The sequence below is a fragment of the Corynebacterium sp. 22-2729 genome (genome assembly GCF_053479475.1).
This window is the reverse complement of record NZ_JBRBCA010000009.1, coordinates 70,897-97,061: the sequence shown is the minus strand read 5'-3', so window position 1 is coordinate 97,061 and position 26,165 is coordinate 70,897. Positions and strand designations below refer to the sequence as shown.

Annotated in this window: 27 protein-coding genes; 12 read left to right on the top strand and 15 right to left on the bottom strand. The window is 58.5% G+C overall.

Annotated elements, in window-relative coordinates; all coding sequences use genetic code 11:
- Window positions 1–93 precede the first annotated feature (93 nt).
- The 6 genes from dapC to typA all read right to left on the bottom strand — a co-directional run bounded on the left by dapC (window position 94) and on the right by typA (window position 6,943).
- Complete coding sequence (dapC, locus tag ACUY2T_RS08000) at window positions 94–1,215, bottom strand: succinyldiaminopimelate transaminase (RefSeq protein ID WP_448308196.1); 1,122 nt, start codon at window positions 1,213–1,215, stop codon at window positions 94–96.
- Between the two features lie 74 nt (window positions 1,216–1,289).
- A complete protein-coding gene (gene fdxA, locus ACUY2T_RS07995) occupies window positions 1,290–1,607 on the bottom strand; it encodes a ferredoxin (protein WP_043015056.1) in 318 nt (105 codons plus the stop codon).
- A gap of 70 nt (window positions 1,608–1,677) precedes the next feature.
- Window positions 1,678–2,148, bottom strand: a complete 471-nt coding sequence (locus ACUY2T_RS07990; protein ID WP_043015055.1) for a hypothetical protein — start codon at window positions 2,146–2,148, stop codon at window positions 1,678–1,680.
- Between the two features lie 11 nt (window positions 2,149–2,159).
- Window positions 2,160–3,170, bottom strand: coding sequence for an N-acetyl-1-D-myo-inositol-2-amino-2-deoxy-alpha-D-glucopyranoside deacetylase (gene mshB / locus ACUY2T_RS07985; protein WP_448308195.1), 1,011 nt, complete (start codon window positions 3,168–3,170; stop codon window positions 2,160–2,162).
- A gap of 3 nt (window positions 3,171–3,173) precedes the next feature.
- Window positions 3,174–4,919 carry an ABC transporter family substrate-binding protein gene (locus tag ACUY2T_RS07980; RefSeq protein WP_448308194.1) on the bottom strand — a complete coding sequence of 582 codons (1,746 nt, stop codon included), beginning with the start codon at window positions 4,917–4,919 and terminating at the stop codon, window positions 3,174–3,176.
- A gap of 107 nt (window positions 4,920–5,026) precedes the next feature.
- Window positions 5,027–6,943 (bottom strand): translational GTPase TypA, encoded by a 1,917-nt coding sequence (gene typA / locus ACUY2T_RS07975; RefSeq protein WP_293789656.1) that lies wholly within the window; start codon window positions 6,941–6,943, stop codon window positions 5,027–5,029.
- Window positions 6,944–7,258: 315 nt separating this feature from the next.
- Here typA and ACUY2T_RS07970 point away from each other — a divergent pair, with 315 nt between their 5' ends.
- Both ACUY2T_RS07970 and ACUY2T_RS07965 read left to right on the top strand, forming a co-directional pair.
- The gene (locus tag ACUY2T_RS07970; protein WP_448308193.1) at window positions 7,259–7,945 is read left to right on the top strand and encodes an Rv1157c family protein; all 687 of its coding nucleotides are present in this window, start codon (window positions 7,259–7,261) and stop codon (window positions 7,943–7,945) included.
- 144 nt (window positions 7,946–8,089) lie between these two features.
- Window positions 8,090–8,716: a DUF402 domain-containing protein gene (locus ACUY2T_RS07965; protein WP_448308192.1), complete on the top strand. Its 627-nt coding sequence runs from the start codon at window positions 8,090–8,092 to the stop codon at window positions 8,714–8,716.
- A gap of 22 nt (window positions 8,717–8,738) precedes the next feature.
- Here the strand turns inward: ACUY2T_RS07965 and ACUY2T_RS07960 are convergent, their stop codons facing one another.
- Both ACUY2T_RS07960 and ACUY2T_RS07955 read right to left on the bottom strand, forming a co-directional pair.
- On the bottom strand, window positions 8,739–9,410 hold the full coding sequence (locus ACUY2T_RS07960; protein WP_448308191.1) for an excalibur calcium-binding domain-containing protein: 672 nt from the start codon (window positions 9,408–9,410) through the stop codon (window positions 8,739–8,741).
- Between the two features lie 76 nt (window positions 9,411–9,486).
- Window positions 9,487–10,656, bottom strand: coding sequence for an acyl-CoA dehydrogenase family protein (locus ACUY2T_RS07955; RefSeq protein WP_448308190.1), 1,170 nt, complete (start codon window positions 10,654–10,656; stop codon window positions 9,487–9,489).
- Between the two features lie 222 nt (window positions 10,657–10,878).
- Between ACUY2T_RS07955 and ACUY2T_RS07950 the strand changes: the two genes are divergently transcribed.
- The 5 genes from ACUY2T_RS07950 (at window position 10,879) to ACUY2T_RS07930 (ending at window position 16,246) form a co-directional block, all read left to right on the top strand.
- Window positions 10,879–11,583: a DUF4232 domain-containing protein gene (locus ACUY2T_RS07950; RefSeq protein ID WP_448308189.1), complete on the top strand. Its 705-nt coding sequence runs from the start codon at window positions 10,879–10,881 to the stop codon at window positions 11,581–11,583.
- 157 nt (window positions 11,584–11,740) lie between these two features.
- The gene (locus tag ACUY2T_RS07945) at window positions 11,741–13,498 is read left to right on the top strand and encodes a hypothetical protein (RefSeq protein WP_448308188.1); all 1,758 of its coding nucleotides are present in this window, start codon (window positions 11,741–11,743) and stop codon (window positions 13,496–13,498) included.
- A gap of 81 nt (window positions 13,499–13,579) precedes the next feature.
- The gene (locus tag ACUY2T_RS07940; protein WP_293789643.1) at window positions 13,580–14,272 is read left to right on the top strand and encodes an NAD(P)H-binding protein; all 693 of its coding nucleotides are present in this window, start codon (window positions 13,580–13,582) and stop codon (window positions 14,270–14,272) included.
- 72 nt (window positions 14,273–14,344) lie between these two features.
- Window positions 14,345–15,319, top strand: coding sequence for a DUF808 domain-containing protein (locus tag ACUY2T_RS07935; RefSeq protein WP_293789640.1), 975 nt, complete (start codon window positions 14,345–14,347; stop codon window positions 15,317–15,319).
- Window positions 15,320–15,370: 51 nt separating this feature from the next.
- On the top strand, window positions 15,371–16,246 hold the full coding sequence (locus ACUY2T_RS07930; protein WP_448308187.1) for a patatin-like phospholipase family protein: 876 nt from the start codon (window positions 15,371–15,373) through the stop codon (window positions 16,244–16,246).
- On the opposite strand, the gene ACUY2T_RS07925 is transcribed toward ACUY2T_RS07930, so the two are convergent.
- From ACUY2T_RS07925 to ACUY2T_RS07910, 4 genes are all read right to left on the bottom strand, one after another.
- A complete protein-coding gene (locus tag ACUY2T_RS07925; protein WP_293789634.1) occupies window positions 16,243–16,899 on the bottom strand; it encodes a hypothetical protein in 657 nt (218 codons plus the stop codon). The genes ACUY2T_RS07930 and ACUY2T_RS07925 overlap by 4 nt on opposite strands.
- A 75-nt stretch (window positions 16,900–16,974) precedes the next feature.
- The gene (locus ACUY2T_RS07920; RefSeq protein ID WP_448308186.1) at window positions 16,975–18,156 is read right to left on the bottom strand and encodes an MFS transporter; all 1,182 of its coding nucleotides are present in this window, start codon (window positions 18,154–18,156) and stop codon (window positions 16,975–16,977) included.
- Window positions 18,157–18,275: 119 nt separating this feature from the next.
- Window positions 18,276–18,779, bottom strand: a complete 504-nt coding sequence (locus tag ACUY2T_RS07915; RefSeq protein ID WP_293789629.1) for a 2'-5' RNA ligase family protein — start codon at window positions 18,777–18,779, stop codon at window positions 18,276–18,278.
- Window positions 18,780–18,839: 60 nt separating this feature from the next.
- Window positions 18,840–20,183 (bottom strand): metallophosphoesterase family protein, encoded by a 1,344-nt coding sequence (locus tag ACUY2T_RS07910; protein ID WP_448308185.1) that lies wholly within the window; start codon window positions 20,181–20,183, stop codon window positions 18,840–18,842.
- 169 nt (window positions 20,184–20,352) lie between these two features.
- On the opposite strand from ACUY2T_RS07910, the gene ACUY2T_RS07905 reads away from it, so the two are divergent.
- Both ACUY2T_RS07905 and ACUY2T_RS07900 read left to right on the top strand, forming a co-directional pair.
- Window positions 20,353–21,129: a MerR family transcriptional regulator gene (locus ACUY2T_RS07905; RefSeq protein ID WP_448308184.1), complete on the top strand. Its 777-nt coding sequence runs from the start codon at window positions 20,353–20,355 to the stop codon at window positions 21,127–21,129.
- A 37-nt stretch (window positions 21,130–21,166) separates the two neighbouring features.
- Complete coding sequence (locus ACUY2T_RS07900; RefSeq protein ID WP_448308183.1) at window positions 21,167–21,844, top strand: YoaK family protein; 678 nt, start codon at window positions 21,167–21,169, stop codon at window positions 21,842–21,844.
- Between the two features lie 10 nt (window positions 21,845–21,854).
- On the opposite strand, the gene ACUY2T_RS07895 is transcribed toward ACUY2T_RS07900, so the two are convergent.
- Window positions 21,855–22,274, bottom strand: a complete 420-nt coding sequence (locus ACUY2T_RS07895) for a PIN domain-containing protein (protein ID WP_448308182.1) — start codon at window positions 22,272–22,274, stop codon at window positions 21,855–21,857.
- Window positions 22,271–22,510 (bottom strand): type II toxin-antitoxin system Phd/YefM family antitoxin, encoded by a 240-nt coding sequence (locus tag ACUY2T_RS07890; protein ID WP_408925408.1) that lies wholly within the window; start codon window positions 22,508–22,510, stop codon window positions 22,271–22,273. The genes ACUY2T_RS07895 and ACUY2T_RS07890 overlap by 4 nt, the downstream gene beginning before the upstream one ends.
- A gap of 171 nt (window positions 22,511–22,681) precedes the next feature.
- Here ACUY2T_RS07890 and ACUY2T_RS07885 point away from each other — a divergent pair, with 171 nt between their 5' ends.
- The 3 genes from ACUY2T_RS07885 to ACUY2T_RS07875 are packed head-to-tail and all read left to right on the top strand — an operon-like array spanning window position 22,682 to window position 25,155.
- Entirely contained in the window at window positions 22,682–23,830 is a 1,149-nt protein-coding gene (locus ACUY2T_RS07885; protein WP_448308181.1) for an ABC transporter permease, read from the top strand.
- Window positions 23,827–24,534, top strand: coding sequence for an ABC transporter ATP-binding protein (locus tag ACUY2T_RS07880; RefSeq protein WP_448308180.1), 708 nt, complete (start codon window positions 23,827–23,829; stop codon window positions 24,532–24,534). The genes ACUY2T_RS07885 and ACUY2T_RS07880 overlap by 4 nt, the downstream gene beginning before the upstream one ends.
- A 54-nt stretch (window positions 24,535–24,588) precedes the next feature.
- Entirely contained in the window at window positions 24,589–25,155 is a 567-nt protein-coding gene (locus tag ACUY2T_RS07875; protein ID WP_448308179.1) for a TetR/AcrR family transcriptional regulator, read from the top strand.
- A 350-nt stretch (window positions 25,156–25,505) separates the two neighbouring features.
- Here ACUY2T_RS07875 and ACUY2T_RS07870 read toward each other — a convergent pair whose 3' ends face one another.
- Window positions 25,506–26,156, bottom strand: coding sequence for a response regulator transcription factor (locus ACUY2T_RS07870; protein ID WP_448308178.1), 651 nt, complete (start codon window positions 26,154–26,156; stop codon window positions 25,506–25,508).
- Between the last annotated feature and the right edge of the window lie 9 nt (window positions 26,157–26,165).

Sequence of the window (26,165 nt, the reverse complement as noted above, 5' to 3'; positions counted from 1 at the left end):
CTTCTTTACTGCGGGTACGCCATGGCGTGGCGGCGGGCGCCAGCGTTGCAGGGCGGGAATGGCAGACAGCCCCCTTACAAACTAGCTTGGCATTTACGCGTCGCTGGTTAAGCGACGAGCGGCGACCTCAATCCTTTCATCAGTGGCGGTCAGGCCTACACGGACGAAGTTCTTGCCCTTCGGGCCGTAGAAATCGCCGGGAGCCACCAAAATGCCCTTGTCCGCTAGCTCCGCGACAGTCTCCCGGCCATCGCGTCCCTGGGTTGCCCACAGGTAAAGGCCACCGTCCGAGTACTCAATGTCGTACCCGGCCTCGATCAGGGCTGCGCGCAGAAGCTCCCGGCGGTTTTTGTAAAGCTCCTTCTGCAGCAGCTCGTGGCCATCCTCTTCCAAAGCAGCAACCATGGCGGACTGGATCGGCCCGGGGTTCATCAATCCTGCGTGGCGGCGGATTCCCAGCAACTCCTGGATAAGCTCGCCATCGCCAGCCAACCAACCCGCCCGATAGGAAGCCAAGTTAGAGGTCTTGGACAGCGAATGCACGGCGATGAGATTGGTAAAGTCACCGCCACAGACCTCCGGATCCAGAATCGACAAAGGTCGCTCCTCGCCCCACCCCAGCCCCAAGTAGCACTCATCGGAAACGATGACGGTGCCGCGCTGGCGGGCGAATTCTACAAACTTGCGCAGGTGATCCGCGCCCAGCACCTGACCGTGCGGATTGGCCGGAGAGTTCAGATAGATCAACGCTGGAGTCTGCGGCCCCAGCTTCAACAGAGAGTCACTGCGCAGCACCTCCGCCCCAGCCAGGCGGGCGGATACCTCGTAGGTCGGGTAAGCCAACTCTGGGATCACTACCGTGTGACCTGCGCCAATACCCAGAAGGGTCGGCATCCAGGCGATGGCCTCCTTGGTGCCGATGACGGGTAGCACATTGGTGTCGGCGTCCAAGCCAGTAACGTGGAAGCGGCGCTCCATCGCCCCCACGATGGCAGCGCGCAGGGCGGGTGTGCCCTTTGTTTGCGGATAACCAGGTTCCGCCGCGGATTCGGTCAGCGCCAGCTGGATAGCCGGAGAAACCGGATCGACAGGAGTGCCGACCGACAAATCCACGATCCCATCGGGATGGCTCGAAGCCTTGGCCTTAGCCTCAGCAAGTGAGTCCCAGGGGAAGTCGGGCAGTCGGTCGGCTACTGGGGTGCGCTTGAAGGTCATGCTTGTACTCTATACCGCATGTCTCTTACGCCCGGCGCTACCCGGTGGAAATGTGGGCGTCACAAAGAAAAAGCCTAAGCCTGCGGCGGCAAAGCGGCGATCAGCTCCGCGTCGAAGTCCTGCGGCCCCAGCTTGGCGGCACCGCCTGGGGAACCCAGATCGTCGAAGAACGCGGCGTTCGCATCGTTGTACTCTTCCCACTCGTCTGGCACATCGTCTTCGTAGAAGATGGCTTCAACCGGGCACACCGGCTCGCAGGCGCCACAGTCGACGCACTCGTCGGGGTGAATGTACAGGGAACGCTTGCCCTCGTAGATGCAGTCAACGGGGCACTCTTCTACGCAAGCGCGATCCATCACGTCTACACAGGGCTGCGCGATCGTGTAGGTCATCGTCTAATTACCTACCCTTTCTGGAAAGTTCGTCATACTCTCACAAGAGCTCTTTTAGGCTTCTATTCTGTCACTTCAGCGGTTCCAGAGAAAACTGAGGGCGAAGCGGCCATGCAGCCGCTGCCATACCGACTACAAGCAGCAGCATAGACCACACGGTCTGTGGCATTAACGTCGCCTCGCCGAAAGGCAGCTCCGGCCACATGACCGCCAGCAGGTAACCGGCTAGCCAGACAAGCGCGGGAATCCCGGCGATCAGTTTGTTATCCGTCCACAAAAGGGCGGTCTTCGTCACCGCACGGTTGAAGAACAACGCAAACAAGATCGTCCACGGCAACGGCACCAGCATGTCCCCCACCGTAATGCGCGAACCGATGTAGAGAACGCTGATGAACAGCCCAAACAGGGCGCCAATGGAGAGCCATACTATTCCGGAGATACGCTCGGCACGCGTTGTATCCTGACGTGCTTGGGCTTTAGTGGGGTGGCCCCAGTTCGGCTCGTCTTTCAGGCTTGAGGTCGTGCTTTTCTTAGCGTTCACGTCGATCTATCCTACTGTCCATCCGCAGTGACCTCTTCGCCTAGTGCTTGTGCGAAGAAATCCGTTGGCGTGCCGGGGCGCGTCCAGCCCACGCGATAGCTCTCGCTATTGAGCAGTGGCTGCGCAATAAGGTTGGACAGGCAGAACAGCGTGGTGGCAGTAGCGGCCGGTGGGTTCGAGGTCCGCGTCTGGTCGTTAACATCTGAGGACGAGCCATCGGCTACCCAAATCTGGGTGGCGTGTGCGCGCATGGCGGCCTGCTTGCTGGCGACGTCTGCTGGAGTGCCGTGTACCACCAGATCGACCTTTGAAGAGGGAACGGAGGCGATCTCCCCCGCTGTGGGGAGACGCCATCCCTCCGGTACCATCGCCGGGTCACCCTCTAGGCCCTGCATTCCCTCCGCGAACTTCTCTTCTTCTGTGACACACCAGAGAACCTGGTTCGGAACACAGTCGCTCGAGTTTTGGCTCATCCGTTGTACCGCTGCGTGCACAATCTGGTGTGCTCGCTTGTGGTCGGGGTGGCCGTATCCGCCATCGGCGGCGTAGGTCAAAATCACGTCGGGGCGAATGTGCTGAATCTGCTCGATCAGCTGTTCCACCTGGGCTTCGAAGGCAGCATCGGAAGGTGAGCTTGCGCCCTCCGGCACACGTGCGAACGCCCGCGGGCGGCGGATCGACTCGCTGCCTTCCATTCCGGAATCTCGCCATGCTCCGCATCCACCCAGAAGGTTCGGATCGTGCTCAATCCCCAACGCGGTCAAGGCACGCTGTAGCTCAGCGATGCGGTAGCCTCCGAGCATTCCCGTTCCGTTTTCATTCTGCTGGGCGTCGACGAGGGCTTGGTATTTCTCCCCAATCACCTCGCCTTCTTCGCCGAGGGTACAGGTCACGACGGCCACATCATGTCCAAGCCGCCGTGCCTTCGCCAGCGCCAGCCCCGTCCACAGAGTTTCGTCGTCGGGGTGTGCGTGTACCGCCATCACGGTGATTTTCTGCGTGGTTGCGGGAGTACGAGTCACGAGCTAATTCTCCTCAAGGGCGTTTTCGGCGGCGTTGCGATTGACTTCCTCGATGGGCTTTAAGGTCCATTGCGGGGCCGAGATTAGCAGTGAGCTGCTGTCGTCTAAAGGCCAATCCTCTAGCCCTGCTGTCGGGCCTTCGAGCCGATCGGAAGCCACTACCGTATAGCGGTCAGACATAATCGGGAGCACAGTCGACATCTCGGCAATCCGATCGTCCAGCTGAGTGCGCTCCTGCGACAGTTCACCTCGCCCCTCGCCCAGCTTTACAAGGCGTTCTTGCAGGTCACGATCGCAGGTACCACTCAGGTTGCCGCCTGTGGCTCTGTGTGGAGACGACGCCCCCTCGCTGCTACCCTCTTCACGTTCAGCTGGGTCTGACGCGCCGGTGTCGCTGGGCGGTGTGCTGGAATCATCCTGGTCTAGTGGCTTAATACAACCGTATTGCACCAGATAGTCGGATACGGCCTGGGGGCTGCGCTGCCATGTCACCACACCATCGACTATTCCGTTCTCCACCTCGGATCCCAGTGTTTCTGCTGCCTTTGCAGTGCGCACGGTAGCGGGGATCCCCAAGTGCAGCAGTTGATCCACCACCGAACGGGCGGCATCCACCGCCACCTGGTCGTCGGTAACCGCACCGATAACGATGCCGTTGGGACGCTTATCAGAAACCACGTTCGGCGGTTGTTTATCTGAAGTCTTTGGGGCGACATTCCACGGCGGAGCCTCAATCTTCGGATCGCCTGAAATGATCTGAGCGATCTTCTCTGGCTTTATAGCCCCCAACACTCGACGTCGGGTTTCTCGGTCGGAAAAGATCGGACTGGTTTGATTGAGCTGCAGGTTTAGCTGCACTCCACGGGACGTATTACGAACTCGCGTGAAGGGAAGCTGGTCCAAGGCAAGTTCAGTCGTCGCCGACTTGTGCGCCATGTACAACTGCAACTGCTGGGTGCGCATCATCTGCACACCCGTTGATTCGTCCGGAACGGCAGTGAAACGAATGATGTCAGTCTTCGCCGCCTTCGCGCCCCAGTAGCGGTCATTCCGTTGCAGCTCCAGCAGGCCGCGTCCTTCATCCACGGATTTCACGGAGTACTGCCCCGCCGACGCGACGGAGCCTCCGTCCATCATTGTGGCGAAACTGCGCCCCTCCGCGCGGTAGATATGGCTCGGGAGAAGATAGGTAAAGAGTCGCTTCCAGGCGGTCAAAGGTTGATCGAAAGTGACCTTGAAGCTCTTTTCTTTTTTCCCCGGCTCGATGGAAGTGACGTGCTGGTATAAGCCCTTCGCCTCTGCAAGAGGTTCATTCATGATCGCCTCGTGGAGGTATTGGAAGTCAGAAACCGTGATTGGCGTGCCATCTGACCACTGTGCCTCTGGCTGGAGGGTGTAGGTGACCTCTGTGGGGTGCGATTCATCGTTCGGAGTAATCTCGCGAATCAAATCATTGTTGAGATTCTCCCCCAGCGATCCAAAGGTGTACACGCTAGGCAGGGTTAGATCCGCCACTGCGGCAACCACCGGGTTCCGGTTCCCAACCAGATGCGGGTTGAGGTTGCTAGTGAAGCGGTCCACTCCAACCGCAATCTCGCGCAGGCTTTCATCCACCGGCTGGGGCTGCTGAGTCTTGGTCGACGACGACGGATCATCAACCGTCGGCGCCTCGCCGGGATTAGCTTGGCAGGCTACCAGTGACAGTGCGAGGGTCGCGGAAGTTAGCGTGGTTGCAACAGTGGGCGTCACACCCCACATACCTCGTCGACGCGACGCAGCGCGACGACTCCCCCTCGATGTAAAAGACGAGGAGGAGGACGAAGAGAAAGAGGAAAAGAGCGAGTACAAGAGCCTGATTAGGAGTTGTTGTTGCGCTGCTTTTCGCGGGAACGGGCGCGGGCGCGCTCGGTCGCGTTGAGGATTACCTTACGCACGCGAACGACCTCCGGGGTGACCTCGACGCACTCGTCGAAACCACAGAACTCCATGGCCTCTTCCAGAGTCAGAGTACGAGCCTTTGCCAAGGTCACCGTTGCGTCAGCTGTCGCCGAACGCATGTTCGTCAGCTTCTTTTCCTTGGTGATGTTGATGTCCATGTCCTCGTCGCGGTTATTCGCGCCGACGACCATGCCCTCATAGGCTTCCGCGCCCGGTTCGACGAAGAAGGTACCGCGGTCGGCCAGCTGGATCAGCGCGTAGGCGGTGATCTGGCCGGAGCGGTCGGCAACCAAGGAGCCGGAGGCGCGTCCCTTGATTTCGCCTGCCCATGGCTCGTAACCAGCGGAGTAGCTGTTGGCGATACCGGTGCCGCGAGTTTCGGTCATGAATACGGTACGGAAACCAATCAGGCCGCGGGCTGGAACAACGAACTTCATGCGAACCCAGCCGGTGCCGGTATTGTCCATCGACTCCATGCGACCCTTACGGGCGGCCAACAGCTGGGTGACAGCACCCAGGTGCTCTTCGGGAACGTCGATGACCAGATTCTCGAAAGGCTCGTGAACGGTGCCGTCGATGGTGCGGGTAACCACCTGCGGCTTACCGACGGTCAGCTCGAAACCTTCGCGACGCATGGTCTCCACGAGCACGGACAAGGCCATCTCGCCACGCCCCTGTACCTCCCAGGCATCCGGACGCTCCGTGGGCAAGACGCGCAGAGAAACGTTACCGATCAGCTCCTGATCCAGGCGAGCCTTAACCATACGGGCGGTTAGCTTGTCGCCACCGCCACGGCCTGCCATCGGGGAAGTGTTCACACCGATCGTCATGGAGATCGCGGGCTCGTCAACGGTAATGCGCGGCAGGGCGACTGGGTTCTCCGGGTCGGCGAGCGTATCGCCGATCATGATGTCCTCGATACCGGAGATAGCGGCAATGTCGCCGGCGATCATCTCTTCAGCCGGTACGCGCGTCACGCCCTCCGTGCGCAGCAGCTCTGCAACCTTGGCAGTCTTGACGTGCTCATTGCCATCCTCATCGTAGTGGATCCAGGCAACCTGCTGCCCCTTGCGCAAGCGGCCCGAGTGGATTCGAACCAGGCCAATGCGTCCCAGGAAGGAAGAGGAGTCCAGGTTAGTAACGTGTGCCTGCAGTGGGCCGTCAACATCAGCGGACGGCTCTGGCAAAACGTCGTAGAGAACGTCGAATAGCGGCTGCAGATCCTCGGAGTCCGGAACGTTGCCGTTGCCAGGGTTTTCGGTAGAGGCCTTGCCCTCGCGACCGGAGGTGTATAGAACCGGCAGGTCCAATAGCTGTTCCGCAGCTTCTGCCGCTTCCTCGTCCTCCAGAGTAGACGCCAGTTCCAGGAGCAGATCCTGGGATTCCTCAACGACCTCATCAATACGAGCATCCGGGCGGTCGGTCTTGTTCACACAGATAATCACCGGCATTTTTGCGGCCAGAGCCTTGCCCAGCACGAAACGGGTCTGCGGAAGCGGACCCTCAGAGGCGTCAACAAGCAAAACCACACCGTCGACCATGGACAGGGCACGCTCGACTTCACCGCCGAAATCGGCGTGGCCGGGGGTGTCGATCACGTTAATGATCAGGTCGCTGCCGTCTTTACCCAGACCCTTGCGGTGAATGGCGGTGTTCTTCGCCAGGATCGTAATGCCCTTTTCCTTTTCCAGGTCGCCAGAGTCCATCACGCGCTCTTCCACTTCGCCGTGCGAAGAGAAGGCACCGGACTGGTGCAGCATTGCGTCCACGAGGGTGGTTTTGCCGTGGTCGACGTGCGCGACGATGGCGACATTACGGAATTCAGTCAAAGACACAGATCCGAACTTTCCTTTATTTGGGGTCAGGTTTGATGTGCAAAGTAGGCGCTCCTGAGACAGGGGCCAGGGGAACCCTTCACAGCCTACTCCTTTGGCTTCCTAGAATAACGCATAGGACGCAAAGAAGTTTTTCCCAAAACCGCGAGAAATGCCCCTTGGGCGGTGCTATTGTTTACAAAAGGTTTCTACTGGATCCCACCATTAGTTACCCATGTTACTCACGTGACAAATGTTACTCGTGTGACTATTGTTGTTGGCATCCCTGTCTAAACCGCACTAGACACAACAGATTTAGACCCCGAAAGGTTCACCGTGGCTTTCTCTCGACGCTTGACCCGTGCCGCTGCTGCACTGACCACTGCCTGCGCACTGGCAGTCCCGACCGTGGTGGCTCCCGCAACCGCTGGCGCCCAGGTACAGGGCTCCATCGATCACTTGGGCCGCCCCGCGCCCCACGTCCTGAATCAAATCGAGGCTTTCGCCAACAACCCACAGCTGCCACCGAAAGTGAAGGCTTCCCTCAAGAAGCTGGTCGGCTTCTTCCGCGGTGACGGCAAGCCGGGCGTTGACGTTCCTAAGAACGCTCCTGCGTTTACCCAGTTCGGCTGGCCGACCGTTTCGGGCAAGTGCATCGGCGGTAAGAACAAGGCCGTCGGCACCGCCATGGGCGTCCCCGGCCCCGCCAAGCTTCCACTCCCGGGCATCGGCGCCGGTGAAGTCAACTTCGTCTTCACCGCTATGGGCACCGGGACCGTGGCAAAGAAGCAGACTGCTGCTATGAACGTCCACTGGATCAACATCAACACTGGCAAGATGGGCCGCACCCCACTGCGCTACACCGGTATCAACCCGAAGGGACCAGCCACCGTCAACGGTGTTGCCAAGACCGGTCGCGGCACCGTCATCGCCCTGCTGGAAGGTGGCGTGACCACCCACGAGAAGGAGTCCGGCAACTCCAACTGCAGCTTCCTGCCGACCGCAGCGCTGCTGCACGTCTAAGAGCTTCGAGCTAGACCTCCGGGCTGCAAGCCCCCTCGGCCGCGCCTTCCTGCGCGGCCTTTTTCATACCTTCGGCCTTTACCCACACCTCGCCGTATTCCCCCGGACTCCACTCCCACCCGCTCACCACATTAATCTGAAACGATGGCTGACCTGCACAAAGTAAAACAAGAGACCTTCGACCTCTCCCACGCGATCAATATCGACCCGAAGGGCTTCGAACGCGCCGTCGACGCCTACGAGCTGTCCCCCAACCAGCCCGCGGCTGTGCAGTCTGGCACTGCCAACCCCAACCCGGTGCTCTACATGCGCCGCCCCACTCCTGGCCACCCACGCTTCCATTATCTCGAATCCTGGCTAGTCCCCCGCCTGGACATTCGCCTCAACAAATTCCACTTCTTCGACGGGATCGAGCCCACGCAGGACCTCTATATAGACATCGCCTTTATCGAGATTGATGACGCCACCACCCCACCAACCTGGCGCACCCGCGATATTTACGTGGATGTGGTGACGCACCTCCGCGAGTCCCCTTCTCCGGAACAGGCTCAGGCGAGCTCTAGCTACGCCCCGGGCACATCTTCAAAGACGAAAGTCCAGGTACTGGACCTGGACGAGTTGGGCGAAGCACTCCTGGCGGGTTACATCACCGCCGACGAGGCCCGCCGAGCTCTGGACTCCGCCCAGCGACTGCTGGATGGGCTGCACAAGTACGGCAGCGTGGCAAAATGGCTGGCCGCTCAAGGCATCCACCTTCGTCGCGCTGCCTAAGCCAGCCACGAGTTTAAACAGACTAGTACCTCGGGCGCTTCTCGCAGCCTACGCCATCGCCGTCACGGTCAAAGCGGCTAGAGAAACCTGCATCCCTCTGGTAGATCGGACGCCCCAAACGATTCCAAACGTCCTTACAGTTCTGGTAGTAGACGTTCTGCGCACGCGCTGGAGCCGGGCGCTTAGCCGGAGCAGGTCGCTTAGCTGGAGCCGGCTTGGCAGCAACGGGCTTCTTAGCTGGTGCCGGCTTAGGCGCCTTCTTCACTGGTGCCTTCTTTGCCGGTGCAGGTTTCGCCGGAGCCTTCTTCGCCGGAGCGGGAGGCGCAGGTGGATTAGGGATCAAGCCGGGCAGAGGATTGGGGATCAGTCGAGACTGAACCGCCCAGTTCACACCCGCAGCAATCAAAGCCCCCACCGCAAGGCTTCCGACAATCGCACCAATAACCGTCTTCAAGTCAGTGGACCCAACTGGCTTGGAGCTTAGCTCTGCACCCTGCGAATCAGTAGAGGGATCCTCATTATCTTCAGAGCCAGGTTCCCCGCTGTTATCCGGGTTTTCCGCCCCGGGATTGGGTGCCCCCTGAGAGGAGGAATTTACTGGAATACCTGCTGCATTATCCTGTGCAGCAGCTGGGGAGATACCGCCCATGACCAGGCTGACCGAAAGCGCAGCCACGATTACTTTTTTCATCATGACGTAAGAATAGACCGCTTTCTAACCCTGCTCTAAGCAAGGGCTTAAGAAGGGGTAGTTTTTACTACCCCCACCGCTAAGCCAAGATCTGGCGGCCCATCACCATGCGGCAGATCTGGTTGGTGCCTTCGTAGATCTGGGTGATCTTCGCATCGCGCATCATGCGCTCCAGCGGGAAGTCGCGAGTGAAGCCGTAGCCACCGAGCAGCTGAACGGCGTCGACAGTGACTTGCATGGCAACGTCAGAGGCAAAAGCCTTGGAGCCTGCAGCCATGAGACCCAGCTTGGCGCCGTCCTCGGCTACACCGCGCTCGGCATTGGAAGCGGCGGTGTAAATCATCAGACGGGCAGCGTCAATCTTCATCTTCATGTCTGCCAGCATGAACTGGGTGTTCTGGAAGTCGGCGATTGCCTTGCCGAACTGCTTACGCTCCTTCACATAAGCCACTGCCTGGTCGAACGCACCCTGTGCGATACCCAGCGCCTGCGCGCCGATGGTCGGGCGGGTGTGGTCCAGGGTCTGCAGGGCGGTCTTGAAACCGGTACCTTCCTCGCCGATCATGCGGGAAGCTGGAACGCGGCAGTTCTCAAACAGTAGTTCTGCCGTTGGAGACCCCTTAATGCCCAGCTTGTGCTCGTAACCGGAAACACTGAAGCCCGGGTCATCCTTGTGCACCATGAATGCAGAAATGCCGCGTGCACCAGCCTCCGGATCAGTTACAGCCATGACGGTGTACCACGTGGACTTACCACCATTGGTGATAAAGCACTTGGAGCCGTTGATTACCCACTCGTCACCTTCGCGGACAGCGCGGGTCTTCATCGCTGCGGCGTCAGAACCAGCCTCGCGCTCCGTAAGAGCGTAAGAAGCCATCGCACCGTTAGCGATATCCGGCAGAACCTCCTTCTTCAACTCTTCAGAGCCCTGGAGGATCAGCCCCATGGTTCCCAACTTGTTCACGGCCGGGATCAGGGAGGAGGACGCACAAACGCGAGCTACTTCTTCGATGACGATAACGGCTGCGAGGGAGTCGCCACCCTGGCCGCCGTACTCCTCCGGTACGTGGATGGCGTTGAAACCAGCGGCGTTCAGGGCATCCAGCGCTTCCTGTGGGAAGCGTTCCTCTTCGTCTACGTCCTTGGCGTACGGTGCAATCTGCTGCTCAGCGAGATCACGGATAGCCTCGCGCAGAGCAATGTACTCGTCCGGTAGACGGAATGGTTCGAAATCAGGGTTGAAGCCCATGGTTAATTCTTCGCCTCTCTAGCAGTGAAGTTGAGAACGTTCTTTCCCACCGAGTGTAATGCGCTCCGGCGCGTCGGTGATTTGAAAGCGATAATTCCATATGGATTTTAACGCCGGCGCATCGGCCTTTGAATGCTGCAACATCACCGTCCTCTCACCTTTCGATAACAAAATGGGCAGCCTCATTGGCCACATACGCACCAGCCCTTTACAGTGATAAATATGAAGAGCCTACGCCGTCGCCCGGTCACGTTCCGTACTCGCAGCCCGCGGGCCGCTTTTACCACCGGTGCTGCCGCCTTGCTACTTGCCGGTACTGCACTGACTTTGGGAGCCTGCGAGGACGAGGACACCACCCCCTCCGAGGCCGCCTCTGTTCAAAGCCAGAGCGCAAACGACAACTCCGCTCAAGCCCTTGCGGATCAGAAAGCCAACAGCACTGGCAGCACCGCCAGCAAGACCGACGACGGCTCCGTCGGCAAGGGCGGCATGTGCGCCACCAACGATCTGGAAATCACCACTGCAGACTCACAAGGTGCAGCTGGTTCTACCCTCGTGAATGTGGTGTTTAAAAACACCTCCACTGAACCCTGTTCGATGCGTGGCTTCCCCGGTGTGTCAATGGTCACCAACCACAATGGCACCCAGCTAGGTAAGCCCGCCCAACGTGAAAAGGGCGCTCCTAGCGAGACTGTAAAGCTTGATCCCGGTACATCCGCCATTGCTGGCGTAAAAATCACACAGACCGGCGCCCTTGACCCTAAGGACTGCAAGGCACAAAAGGCAGATGGCCTCCGCGTGTATCCCCCGGAGCAAACCAAGGCAGCATATGTGCCCATGAAGGGGCTGGAAGGCTGCTCCGGCGACGTAGAGTACCTCTCCGTGCAGCCCGTCAGCCTAGACAACCAAGCGGGCGATCAAAACTAGCTGCATTAGCAAACGGCTTCATTACTCACCGATATCTCACACCCACATCTCACTCCACACTGTGCACACCACACCTTCCACCCCTCCCCCGTCCCGCTCCTTCACGTCCCGGTCCTCTCGGCCACGCGACCACAAGTTCACTGCACTGTTAGGCGCGTTGGCCGTTGTTTCGCTTGTCGTCCGTGCTCTCCAACTCAGCCAGCGCACGTTCTATTGGGACGACTTCCTCATCCCAGCCACGTTCGACGGCGGATCCTTCGGTGATTACTTCACTAACTACGACGGTCACCTCATGCCCGCGTCGGCGCTTATTCAAGTACTAGCCCATCACCTAGCGCCACTGAACTGGCTGCTCCCGGCCTCGCTTTTGTTGCTCTTTAGCGCCCTTGCTGCGGCACTGTGGGCTGTGTTCTGTATCCGTCTTACCGGTCGCAGCATCACGACCGTAGGACTCTACGCCGCCCTACTTTTCAGCCCTTTTCTCATGGACGCCGCCGGATGGTGGTCCGCCGGCATCAACGCCCTGGCCTGGCAGATCGGCATGGCTGGATTCCTCCTGTGCTTGTTTGCCGCCCATCGGAGTTTCGCCTATAGCTTCGCTGCCACCGTCATACTGCTTTTAGCACTGCTCTTTACGGAAAAAGCGCTCACCATCGTTCCTGCAGCGATCGCCCTAGCGTTGCTAGCTGGCCTACCCCGGCGCGACCTGCTTCGCTTCTTCGCAGCCCCGGGTGCACTTTTCATCGCTTGGTCGCTGCTCTTCCTAACCCTTTCCCCACTGCCTGCTGAAACCCCGGCGCGTCAGACGCTCTGGTCGACGCTTCCCAATAGCCTCCTCACCACCGTGCTGCCCGGAATGCTCGGAGGACCATTGTCTTGGGATCGTTGGTCCCCGTCTAGCGCGTTTGCCACAGCTCCGCCGTGGTGGGGCATCACCAGCGCGGTACTCATCGCCCTCAGCGTCGCATTGTGGCTACGTCGCGATACTCGCCGTCGCTGCTTGGGGCTGCTGACGATCCTGGCATACCTCGCCATCATCTATGCCCTGCTCAGCCGAGCACGCAACAGCACCGGAACCTCTGGCCTGCTGTTGTGCTCTATGCACTACTTCGCTGACTGGTTTACCTTCGCCGTACTGGCAATCGGTTGTTGTGCCCTTTCTTTTGGACGCCCCCACGTCCCCACCGGCCGCGCCACCAGCACGGGCACGAGACGACGCCTCTGGGTAGGGGTAGGCGTGATCCTCGTTGCTTTCAGCATCAGTCTTGTTTCGACCTTCACCTGGGTTCGCGCTTGGGACAATGATCGGACCGCGGATTACCTAGCCAACCTGCGCGCTGCCACCAAGCTGGATGGGTCGGGTGAGCCACCGCAGCTCATGGAACAACCAGCGCCACTGGATATTCTCACCCCTGTAGTAAATCCATATGACCGAGTTTCCACCCTGACTGGCCAGCCGGCTGTCACCCAGTTAGACCACGAACCACAGATAATCGACGAATCCGGAAAACTGGTAGCTGCGGAAGTGGTGGCGTCGGCAACAAGCAATCCTGGGAAAGAACCCGAGTGCGGAGTACGTATCCGCGCAGGGCAATCCCGCGCTATCTTGCTGGATAAATCCCTGCCTTTCGGTGACTGGACCTGGCAACTCAATGCGACGGCAACTTCCGACATGACATTGACGATCACCACCCCCAACGGTCTGGAGGATGCCGAACAAACCGAACAGCGTGCCACCCAAGCCCAGGTGGACACACAACTCAAGCCCCGCTGGGTACGAGTTTCGGGCGGTGGCGGAATCCTGCTTGTACGTGCAGAGGTGGCGGATCGCCACAGTCGGGGCGGAGAAGACGACTTCGTATGTATTGGTGCTGGAGGCATCGGCCCGCTGGCGGAAAAGCGCAGCGCGGAATAGAGCTCCGTCCTATCCCGTTGAGAGAAACTGGAGCCGTTTTACGGCTAGCGAAGAAGCAAACACAAAAGGAGGACTGCAAGAATGTCTAACGCTCAGAATGTGATGATCCTCGGAGGCCACGGCAAGGTGGCATTGAAGGCGTCGCCCCAGATCGTCAAGGCCGGCCACACTGTCACCTCCGTAGTGCGCAACCCCGATCACGTAGCAGATGTGGAGGCTACCGGCGCGAAAGCCGTCGTACAGGACATCGAGCAACTAGACGTTGCCGGCTTCGAAAAGCTCTTCGCCGATCAGGATGTCATCATCTGGTCCGCGGGCGTCGGCGGTGGCGACGATGCACGCACCCTGCGCGTCGACCGGGACGCCGCAATCCGCTCCATCGACGCGGCAGGTTCAAAGCGCTACATCATGGTCAGCTACTTCAACTCCCGCGCCGACCACGGTGTGCCGGAGGATCACTCCATGTTCACCTATTGTGAGGCGAAGGCAGCCGCGGACGATCACCTGCGTGATTCGGCAGCCCAATGGACGCTCGTCGGGCCGTCTGCCCTGACGTTGGAGGAACCGACCGGTAAAATCGAGACTCGTGCGCCTAAGGCGGATGGAACCGCCAACGACGGCGATGCACTGAAGTCCAGCCAGGTCTCTCGTGCTGATGTCGCAACCGTCATTGCACAGGTTGTCGATCGCCCGGAGCTGGCCGGCCACTTTATTGAATTTAATAACGGCGATACCCCCATCGATGAGGCTCTCGGCGCACACGCAGGGAACTAAGCGGGGCTTTTGCCGAAAAATAGCCGAGCACACCCGTTCACTGCTCGGCTCTGAAAGGAAAGAGATTTCACCATGGCAGCTGGCCTTGCGGCTCTGTTAGACGATATTGCTCTTATCGCCAAGAAGGCCGCGGCCACGACGGATGACGTCGCTGCTATGGCGGGACGCACTTCTACGAAGGCAGCCGGGGTTGTTATTGATGACGCCGCAGTCACCCCGAAGTTCGTTGCCGGTGTAACCCCGGCGCGTGAGTTGCCCATCATTTGGAAGATCACCAAGGGCAGCCTGGTCAACAAACTGGTTATCATCCTGCCGATCATCCTCTTGCTCAGTTGGTTGCTGCCTGGCGCCCTTACTCCCCTCCTCATGCTCGGTGGCTTCTACCTGTCCTATGAAGGCGCGGAGAAGGTCCTCCATAAGCTTGGTCTGGGTGGGCATGAAGAAGACACAGCGGATACAGAGAACTCAGCGGACGCAGAAACCCCAGAAGACGCAGACAACGCAGACAACGCAGCCCAATCAGAGGATGCGTTGGTCCGTGGCGCGGTATTCACCGACCTCATCCTGTCCGCAGAGATTATGGTGATTTCGCTCAACGAGGTTGCTGACCAGCCCTTGCTGAACCGCACGCTGGTTCTGATTATCGTTGCCCTGCTCATCACTTTTGCGGTCTATGGTCTTGTCGGTCTACTCATCAAGATCGATGACATGGGATTGGCGTTGATGAGCAAGGAGGGTGCAAGCGAGGGGACGAAAAAATTCGGCCGTCTGCTTGTCCAGGGCATGCCGAAACTGCTCACCGCCATTGGCATCATTGGCACTTTGGCTATGTTGTGGGTCGGCGGGCACATTTTGCTCGTAGGTCTAGACGAACTCGGCCTGCACTGGCCCTATGAAAAGGTTCACCATGTGGTGGAGCGCGTCGAACACCTCGGTGGCGCAGTAACTTGGTTTACCGAGACTGGCTTTAGCCTGATTTTCGGACTGATCATCGGCGCAATTATCGTGGCGGTGGTCGCTGGGGTGAAGAAACTGCGTTCCCGATAGGCCGGCGCACGACAAAGGTATTTAAAGCCAAAAATACTAGGAGGCTCTGACATGTCCGCCAAGGAAGTAGCCCTCGTCCTCGAAGGCGGGGGGATGCGAAATAGTTACACGGCGGCCTGTATCGACCAGCTGCTAGAACACAATATTGAGTTCGGCTGGGTCGGGGGTATCAGTGCCGGAGCCTCTCACACCGTGAACTTCCTTTCCGGGGATCGGAAGCGTGCCCGCGAATCCTTTGTTGAATTCGGCGGTCACCCGAAGTCTGGAGGGTTTAAGTCTCTCCTGCGCGGCAGTGGCTACTTCAATGCGGAGTACATCTACGAAACCGCCGGAGCACCAGGCAACGACCTTCCCTTCGATTGGGAAACCTTCCAACGTTCCTCCTCCCAGATGTGCATCGGAGCTACCCGTGCTGATAACGGCGAGACGGTGTACTGGCGACGCGAGGACGTCAAGGATCTTCCCGACCTCATGCGCAAGGTGCGAGCCAGCTCCACGCTGCCGGGGCTTATGCCGGTGCCGACTATTGATGGCGTGGATTATGTCGATGGTGCCCTTGGGGAGTCCGGTGGCCTGATCCTCGACGCTGCCATCGAAGATGGTTTTGAGAAGTTCCTGGTTCTGCGTACCAAGCCCAAGGGATACGTTCGCCCAGCGCTTCGCAGCCCGCAGCTGGTGCGCGCGCTTTTGCGCAAGCGTCCCGCCGTCGCCCAGGCAATGATTGATCGTCCGCCGAAGTACAATCTAGCTTCCGACAAGATCGCAGAGCTGGAATCAAAAGGGCAGGCTTTGGTTTTTTATCCAGAAAAGATGCAGGTCAGCAATACTGAGCGCCGTCTGGATCGGCTAGAAAAATCTTGGCAGGACGGGATGGAGCAGACCAAGCGCGAGTGGGATAAGTGGATGGAGTTCCTCGGCGAGGCCTAGAGGAAGCTCAACAGCCCCAACACAATCAACATCGCTGCCACCACATAGCCTGCCAGCGCCACCATCTGCTCCTTGCGATGGCGCAGCCCGTCGATAAACTTCGCCAAACCACTATTCGGTTTCCTTAAAACCATGCCCAGTGCGATTGCAGAGAGCGCAGGCAGGCTGAGTGCGAGCGTGGCGTAAAGAACCACCGTCAGATATTTCGCGAAAGTGCTGATCTCCACCGTGCTTAGATAGGCTAGGCCAGCGAAAAACGGCGCCGACGTTGCGGACTGCACCAGTCCCAGCACCATGCCTGAAAGAAAGGTGCTTAGCGATGCCCTGCGGAGGGGCTTAGCCAGACGGTTGATCATAGGGCTCGGGTCGCCGCCTCGTAGCGTCAAAAAGGCACTAAGAAGACCGATTGCAATAAGCACCAGGCCAAAAATCGGCGACGCCAAAGCCGTCTGCACGACATCCTCAATGCCATTAAAGAGCAGAAGCGTTAACAAAGACAGCAGGAGTACGCCGCACCAGTCCCCCGCCACCAGCACGGCAGCAATGGGGCTATAACGCCGCGGCTGCGGATGCATGACTGCAATAGCGAAAAGCACGCCGATTAATAGGACGTTGACGGAATCAGCCAACGCGAAACTCACGGCGTGCAGCATGCGACAAAGATCCTTTCGAGGGCTCTCCGCGATACCTCAATTGGTGTGCGGAGAAGGTTGGAACTCTAGCGAACTTTAGCCAACCTTGCGACCGTGAACAAGGAAGTACACGGCGCCGCTCAAGACGACCAGCCCGGCCAACATTGCATACATGGCCTGGTAGCTGGTGGAAGAAACAATCATGCCTAGCAGGATAGGACCAAAGCCAACACCCACATCCAGGAGCAAGAAAAGCGTGGAAATACCCGCGCCCATCTGGTGCGGCTCCACCGCCTTAACAGCAATCGCCTGTGCGGCTGGCATCAGCGAACCATAGCCCAGGCCAGTGAGAGCACCGGCCAGGATGACCATCCAATCCTGTGTAGACGATGCCAGCACAACCAAAGCAATCGCGAAGGTCACCAATCCCAGATAGACGACAATATTGTCGCCCTTTTCATCCTGCACTTTGCCCAAAATGAAACGCATGACCAACGTGACCAAGGCATAGGCAAGGAAGAAGTATTGGGCACCGGTGACCAGATCGTTGCGTTCAGAGAAGCTGTTCAGGTAGGTGATTACTCCGGCGTAGCAAATACCGACTAGCAGCATAAAGAAACCGATGGGGGCAACCTTGGGATGCACGATCGCCGACAGGTTGAAGCTGGGACGGTGATGATGAGCTCCGTCCTTAGGCTCTGGCGAGCGAACCAATAGCGACAGCAGGAACGCCGCAACGGACATCCCAATTACGACCTTGAACATGGTGGAGTAACCAACCGACCCTACCAACCACAGACCCAGTGCCGGGCCAATAGCAGTAGCCAAGGTGGTGCCTAGAGCAAAGTAGCCCGTGCCCTCCGCCCGGCGCGCACTCGGAATCACGGACTGGGCAACGGCCATCACAGCGGTGCTGGCGAAAGCGTAGCCAATGCCGTGGATGACACGCACCGCAACTAGCAGCCCCAGAGAGTGTGCCGGAATGTAGAACGCGCAGGTTAGGATCACCAGAACCAGGGAGGTAAACAGAACACGTCGACGTCCCACCGCGTCGACGAGAAATCCCGAAAACACACGCGCGCCTGTCGCGCCGATGACGAAGGCACTGGAGGCCAGGCCTGCGCTTGCGTTGTTGGCCGCAAATTCCTTAACTGCATACCCTGCCATGGTCGTAACCAGAACGTAGAAGATCATGAACTGTGCAAAGTTCACCAACCATGCAAAGACAAAAGCCGGTGTTACAACCGGCTCTTTTGCTGACGTGGACGTGAGAAACACCCTCTTTTAACTTGTAAACTTAGCTGCGCCCTATGGCTCCTATTAGTTCAGCTGTGTTTTTACGAAGGGCAGATTACCAAACATCTGCAGTCCTTCGGGCGACTGCCTCCCACCTTGTTTTAGGCAAGTAGCACCCGTTCACCCACGCTTGGTCTCCAATATGCTGCCTCAGCTGCACTGATCGACTTGAGCTCCCGCGGGGTGATCTGAGACAGGGCGTCAATATAAGAAGGAACAACATCCCTCGGCAGCCGTAGCCCCACCGTTAGATGCGGCACCCAGCGTGGGCCTCGTCCGTCAGGGTTGAGCGCGCTCAGCTCGCGGGCGGCATTTTCCAGCTCATCGGTGGCTTCCAATAGCCACGCAACGGTTTGCTTCTTGCCTGTGCCGAAGACGACCACTCCCCTACGTTCAAGCTCGGAGGGGACGGCGCCAGGCAGGATTTCGCGGGCACGTTCCACAACATGCGGGGCCATGTTCGGGGAGAACGTGACTGTGATGTGTGGAGTCTGCCGTTGTAGAGGGAATCCACGATTGGCGAGTTCGTCGAAGACGCCGCGGATGATGGCGCACTGCTCGTCGGGCAGATTTAGAAGGATGTTTTCAGGTGAATTGACGGACATTGTCCCCATCCTATCTGGCCATGACCAGTGCACCGAGAGCGCTTTCGCCCACGAGAAGAGCTACTTAATGGACACGTACTCGGGCAGGTCCGCAGGCTTGTCCAGCGGCTGTTTTTTCGGATTCATATCCAAGCCCAACTCCTTGGCAAAAACCAAGCGGGTCGACTTGTAGACACGCTCGTCGGCCTCGTCCAGCTCGAACACACGGGCACCTCGCAAGGTGTGCATGTCCCAGGTGCCGTCATGCAGACCATAGGGTCCGAACCCGGTGCCTGGGCAGTAGCCCAGCTCTACACCGAAGTAGTTGCCGTTGAATGAATTGATGTGGTCATGGCCGCAGTAGATACCCAGCACGTCGCCGCGCTCGCGGACGGCGGAGTAGATGCCAGGATTGAAGGCACCGACGTAGACATCCTCGTTCTTTACCCCTTCGATGCCATGGCGCTTCTTCGCCTGGCCGTGCTTGATGGGGTCGTTATTGTAGGGGCCGCCGAACCACATATCGCGGTGCTCATAGGTGGGAATGTGGAAATACATCAGGCCCGGGATTTTCTTGCCGAAACGCTCTTCGTAGCTACGGGAGGTATCGCGGTACCACTGGATCTGGTCACTATGGATGTAGTCATAGCCCGGAATCTCCTTGGTCTCCTGCCCCGCAAGCTCCTCGCCGATGTAGTTGCCGGAATCCAGTAGCCAGATGGCAAATGCTGGGTTCGGGTTCGCGTTGCTCTGAACCAGCAGCGATACGTTGGATTCGCCATGAATCGGATCGTCGGCAACGTTGAGGTTGTACTTGTACTTGCGGACAAAGTTCAGCAGTGCGATCTCGTCGGCCTGGGTGCCGTCTTCCATGGAGTCTTCGTCGTGATTGCCGAAAGTAATGGCCCACGGGATTTTGCGGGACTCCATCGGCAGCACCACATTATTAACGGCCTGGAAAGCCTGCTCGGTGGTCTTCGGCCCAGACGAAATCACATCACCGTTGATCAGCGCGAAGTCCGGTTTTTCCTGGTCGAGGACTTTGCCCATGAATTCAATGGTGCGGCGGTCCGTTAGATGGTCATCCTGGGTGTCGTTGAACTGCACGATCTTGAACTTGCCGTTGCCATTGAACTTCAGCGGCATGTCTGCTCCGGTGCCATTGTTGTCGCCACCGCTACTGTCGCTGCCGTCGTTACCGTTGCTGCCGTTTCCGCGGCCTGGACCAAAGCTGGAACCGGCCAGCGAGCCAGCCGACGAACTCCACGCCTGCGCCTGTGCTGCCGGCGCCAATGCCGCGGTGACGCCCAACGCTCCCGTCCCGGCCAGGAAGTTACGGCGGTTTACGCTCATTTTATTGGGCGCTTTCTGGTTTTCCGGCTGCTGCGAGTTGCTAGGCGAATTGTTGGACGAGTTTGTAGACACGATAGATGTGCTCCTTTTCTGCGAGAATTGAACTCCCACAAGTTATCGCCAATAGGTAAGCGCGAGGTTGCCTGAAGATGAATTCATAACAATCTCACCACGCAGTCGCCGCCCCCCTTTCCACTCTCGGCTTGACCTTGCCCCTGCGACAACCGGAAGGATCTTTCCCATGACCGAATACACGATTGGCGATGCAGCAGATTTCTTGGGAGTGACGCCCAAAGCCCTGCGCCACTGGGATTCCATCGGGCTCCTCACCCCGCAGTGGCGCACACTGGGCGACTACCGGCTCTACACCGAAGACGATCTGCGCATTGGTGCGACCATCGTGCTGTACCGGAACATGGGCTTCAAACTGGCGGACATACCCGACCTAATCGATGCCCCTTCCGAGGCAGCGCTGGATCGTGCACTCCGAACCCACCGAGCTGCGCTGACGCAAAAGCTCGACCAGGTGAAGAGCCAATTGCGTGCGGTCAGTGACCTAATAGATACAACGCAAGTGAAGGGATACACCATGGAACAAATGAACAAGATCAAGAAGTACTTCGGCGAAGACATGCCTGCCTATCAGGAGGAAGCACGCGAGCGTTGGGGGGACACTCCCGAGTACCAGCAGGCTCAAGAGAAGCTGAATTCGCTGGGCGATGAAGATTTTCAGGAAATCAAGGACGACCACGACCGCTTCGTGGCTGAACTTGTTACCGCCCGAGATGCGGGCGTCGCGCCCGAAAGCGACAAGGCACAAGCTCTGGTCGAGCAGCACCGCGCAACGATCAACCAGTGGTATGACGTCACTACGTCGCGCCAGCTGATTCTGGCTCGGATGTACGTCAGCGATGAGCGATTCGCCGATGCCTACCAAGGTGCTCAGGAATACCTGCTGTCTCTGGTGGAATACCGCGCACAGCAAGAGGGAATCACGAACCCTAGCTGGGACGACTAGTCCACGTAGTACGCATCGGTATTGCTACGATTGCGCCATGAAGGGCTACCGTATCGGCGAACATGCACTGGCGATCTATCTATCCTCTATCGCGGGCTTTGTCGATACGTTGGGGTTTTTGTACTTGGGAGGGTACTTCCTTTCGTTTATGTCGGGTAACACCACGCGCCTGACGGCGGCAGTAAACGCGGGGAAATGGGAGGTTGCTGCGACAGCGGGCGGCGTGATGGTGCTGTTCTTGGTCGGCGTGGGAATTGGGGCTCTGATCAGCCAACTGGGACATCGGCACTTGCCACGCACGCGCACTCGTGAGGCGATCCTGTTGTTTATTTGTGCAACCTCCACTCTCGCATCGGTGATGGTACTAACGGGGCACGAGCAGCTGGCGGTGTACAGTCTGTCGTTCACCGTGGGTGCGATGAACTCTACGTTCGAACGCGATGGCGAGGTAAGCATCTCGCTGACATATATGACCGGCACGCTGGTGAAGATGTCGCAGCGATTCGTGGCCGCTTTGTTCGGCGGTCCTCACATCGACTGGATACGCTACTTCGCTCTGTGGATGGCGCTAGCCTGCGGGGCACTGCTGGGCGGCTGGATGTATGTGCAGGTGGGACTGCACGCGGTTCTGGTGGTGACGGGCATGCTGTACGCGGGAACCGTGACTGCACTGGTGTACCGCCAATGGCGGCGCAACCGTGGGCTGGCGGTTTAGTGCTAGTGGACTAGACCTCCCAGGGATTCAAATATTGCACACCCATCGGCTCAAAATCCTTCTGATTTCGAGTCACGATTGTCAGCCCATGCACACGCGCGGTGGCAGCAATAAATAGATCAGCCTGGGGCCGGGGATCCGGAACATTCATATTGGCCGCCTCTATAGCCACTCGCTCATCAAGAGGAAGAACCCGGCCTTCGAACAGCAGAAGTAAATCCTGAGTGAACCACTTCTGCAGCCGCTGCCCCTGCACAGGATCGGTGTGATTCTTTCGGGAGATACCTAACTTCAGCTCATAGATAGTGATCACAGAGAGATATTGGCTGTGCAAGATCTGCGCATTAACCCACTCAAACACCCTGGGATTTACTTTCCCGGGCGGCTTCCGGAGTTCGCTGACTACATTCGTATCGAGCAGGTAGTTCATAGCTCGGGCACCCGCGGTTCGAAGTCCATCCTTACGTCCTCGAGGTCAATATCCTCTTCCATTTGCAATCGCGAAACCCAGCCTTTATTCGAGCCGGAGATCTTCCTGTAGTCATCAATGGAAAGCAATACAAAGGCCGGCTCACCTCGATCAGTAATAACAACGGGCCCCTCACTGGCCTTCCTTTTCGCGTAACTCACATCCTGATTGAACTCACGCGCACTCACGCTAGTCATGAGAACCCTCCTTTGTAGCAACGTGCCTACATTCTAACCAACGAGCCAGCGCTTTCAATATCCACGGTTAGAAACACCCTGTTTTTATCTTGGCAACATATTGTTGCTAAAGTCTGTGTAGCGACTGATCAACCGCTCACCTCTCCAACCTCAACCCCAGGGATTTTCATCATGTTTCTAGCCTTGCGCGAAATGCTTTTTGCGCGCACCCGATTCCTTCTCATGAGCGTCGTCTTGGCGCTCATATCCTTGCTGGTCGTCATCATCTCCGACCTCACAGCCGGATTGGTTAACGACGGTGTTTCTGGTCTGAAGGCAATGGATAGTGACGTCATCGCTTTCGCCGATGGCACCCAGACCGATTCGGCCTTCACGCGCTCCATCGTTGACATCACAGAGGCCGACAAGTTCGCCAACATCGACGGGGTGGAAGAGGCCGCCCCACTGGGCCTAACCATTGCAAACGCCCACAACCAGAACGGCAAGGCCGTCGACCTCGCCCTCCTCGGAGTAAAGCCCGGCTCCTTCATCGCACCGGAGCGGCTGCCAGAACAGAGCACCGCCCCTAACGGCGGCGCCCCCACCAAAACCAAGCACGAAATCGTCGTGTCCTCCACCCTCCAAGACGAAGGCATCAAAGAAGGCGACACCATCACCATCGATCGCCTTGAGATCCCGTTGAAGGTCGTCGGCTTCACCGATGGCCAGCGCACCTTCGGCCACCTCGATGCCGCCTACCTGCCCCTCGACGTCTGGCAAGAAATCCACGCCGGCGTACGTAAGGGCGAAGAGGTAAGCCCGGAGGCGTACAAGGAAATATCCGTCATCGCCGCCCGCACGCAGGAGAAGCCAGACACTGAGGCGCTCTCCGACGCCTCTGGCCTGGATGTCCGCACCCTCAAGGAAAGCTTCGACTCCTCCCCCGGCTACACCGCCGAAATGATGACCCTTTCCATGATTAAGTGGTTCCTCTACGTCATCGCAGCCCTGGTCACCGGTGCTTTCTTCCTGGTGTGGACCATCCAGCGCGCAGGCAATATCGCCGCTCTGCGCGCGATGGGTGCCACGAAGGGCTTCCTGCTGCGCGACAGCCTGGGCCAGGCCGTCATCATCCTGGGCGCGTCCGTCATCGTCGGCGCACTTATCGCCGTCGGCCTCGGAAGCCTCCTGGAAACCACGGCCATGCCCTACGCCACCGAACTCGGATCCGTCCTCAGCGGCAGCGCGATCCTCTTCGTATCTGGCCTGATCGGCGCGTTGATTGCCGTCGTCCGCGTCACCCGCACTAACCCGCTCGCAGCCCTAGGAGAAAACCGATGAGCCCCGCCTCGCACCTTCCCGCCCCGCACGTTCCGGCCCTGGAACTTAAAGACGTCACGGTGACCTACACCGACGGTGATTCCCAGATCACCGCGTTGGACCAGGTGAACCTGACCGTCGATCCCGGAGAGTTCGTCGCCGTCGTTGGCCCCTCCGGTTCCGGCAAATCCACGCTGCTGGCCGTCGCAGGAGCGCTGACCAACCCAGCCTCTGGCAGCGTCAAAATCGGCGACGAAGACATCACCAAATACGATGACAAGGAACTAGCCCGCATTCGCCGGGACTACATCGGCTTCGTCTTCCAATCCTCCGGCAGCCTGCCCGGCGCCCTCACCGCCGAGGAACAACTGGAGCTCGCCGCGCGCGTCATGGGTAAACACGGTCGTTACTCTGGTGCGGAGCTTTTGGAGAAGGTTGGTATGACGCCCCGAGCTAAGCACCGCCCAGGAAGTCTGTCGGGTGGCGAACGTCAGCGGGTGGGCATCGCCCGAGCTCTCGTCGGCGACCCACAGGTGTTGCTGGTCGACGAGCCCACCGCGGCTCTGGACCGCAAGCGTTCGCAGGAAATCGTGGAGCTGCTGGCTCGCGAATGCCACGAATTCAACGTCGCGGGTGTGATGGTCACCCACGATCACGAGGTCTTGAACCACTGCGACAAGGTCTACGAAATGGTCGATGGGCGCTTGAGCCCCGCCTCCAAATAGGCACCCAAATAGGCCTGTACGCAGGCCGAAAAGCGGGTAGTAAACTAGGGAACTATGCCGAAGATCACGGAGACGACAGTATCCGAGCACCGCGCGGTCCAGCACCGCGCAGTGCTGGAGGCCGCTGAGCAGCTGATCGTTGCTGGCGGCGGCAAAGTTCCCTCCCTAGCAGAGGTGGCCGCCGAGGTTGGCCTAGCCCGCCCCAGCGTCTACCGCTACGTCTCCTCCCAGCATGATCTGATGGTTCAACTGCTGGTGCTTAACAGCGATACCTGGCATGACCAGCTGGAAGACAAGGTCAAGGCCGCTCCGCCAGAGGCCGAAGAACGCATCTGCGCCTACGTGGACGCGATGCTCGATCTCTTCGTGCATGGTTCCCACGGCCCACTGATGGCCGCAGCGCAACAGTTTCCAGAGGCATTTGCCGAGGACAGGGTCCAGAAGTCACATGCACGATTTAAAGAAATCGTGGATAGCTTCTGCCCCGGCGTCTCCCCGATGGATATCGGATTGCTGAATGCAGCGGTGATGCGGGCGTCAGAAAGCGCAGAGACTCCCCAGAACCTCGAGCATGCGGCGGCGACGCTGCACCGCATGGCGCGCGCCATCGTGGTGGGTTAGCCCGTAGCCACGAGCGTCTAATTCATTAGTTCTGCAGGGAAAGTCCCTGGCAACATCGCACGCTTAACTGCATGCGAAAACGCCTTGTTGCACTCTCCGTTGCCACGTTGACGGCTCTCTCGCTTGCTGCCTGTTCGGATGATGAGACGCCGACGGATCCGAACGCTGCTTCGTCTTCTAAGGAGACCGGCGAAACGACCGCCGCCGGAGGACTTCGCACGAGTTGCAAACATCGTAGACGATAGCGTGGTCTACTACGCGATCAAGCTCGATCCGAAGAAGCCCGTGACGGCGGTGACGATCGAGAACTCCGACTATAAGCCGGAGACTCGACTAGTTGGCGTTAGCCTTCATCGCTCCGTATGCCGCAACCAAGCAAGTACTGCTTTTACACGGCGATTAGCATCCTCGGGTGCAAACCCAAGCTTCATAAAGACGCTGGCAACGTGCTTGCTCACTGCTCCCGCGGTCAGCACCAATTCATCCATGATCTCCGAGTTGCTCAGACCACGAGCCATTAACGCAAGGACTTCCTTTTCCCGAGGTGTCAACGCAGCCAGGCCGGTTCGTCGCGCCGAAAGTAGGGCAGATACAACCTCTGGATCGACGACGGTTCCTCCCCGAGCAACCTCGTTAAGAGAGTGAACGAATTCGTCCACGTCAGAGACGCGTTCCTTCAAAAGATAGCCAAAGCCGCCGTGCTCCAACAGCCGATCGAGGTAGCTCGCCGCAACATACTGGCTAAGCACCATAACCGGTTGAGAAGGATACCGTTTGCGCAGTTCATATACCGCACGCAGACCATCATCAGTCATGGTTGGAGGCATACGGACATCGGTGATAATCACATCGTATTTCTGCCCATTTTCATCACTCGCCATCGTGGCATTTCGCAATTCTGACGCATCGACCACCGTCACGACTTCATACCCAAGTGCCATTAGTAGCTGTTCAAGTCCAGCACGAAGCAATGCAGAGTCTTCTGCAAGTAAGACCTTCAATCTATTCTC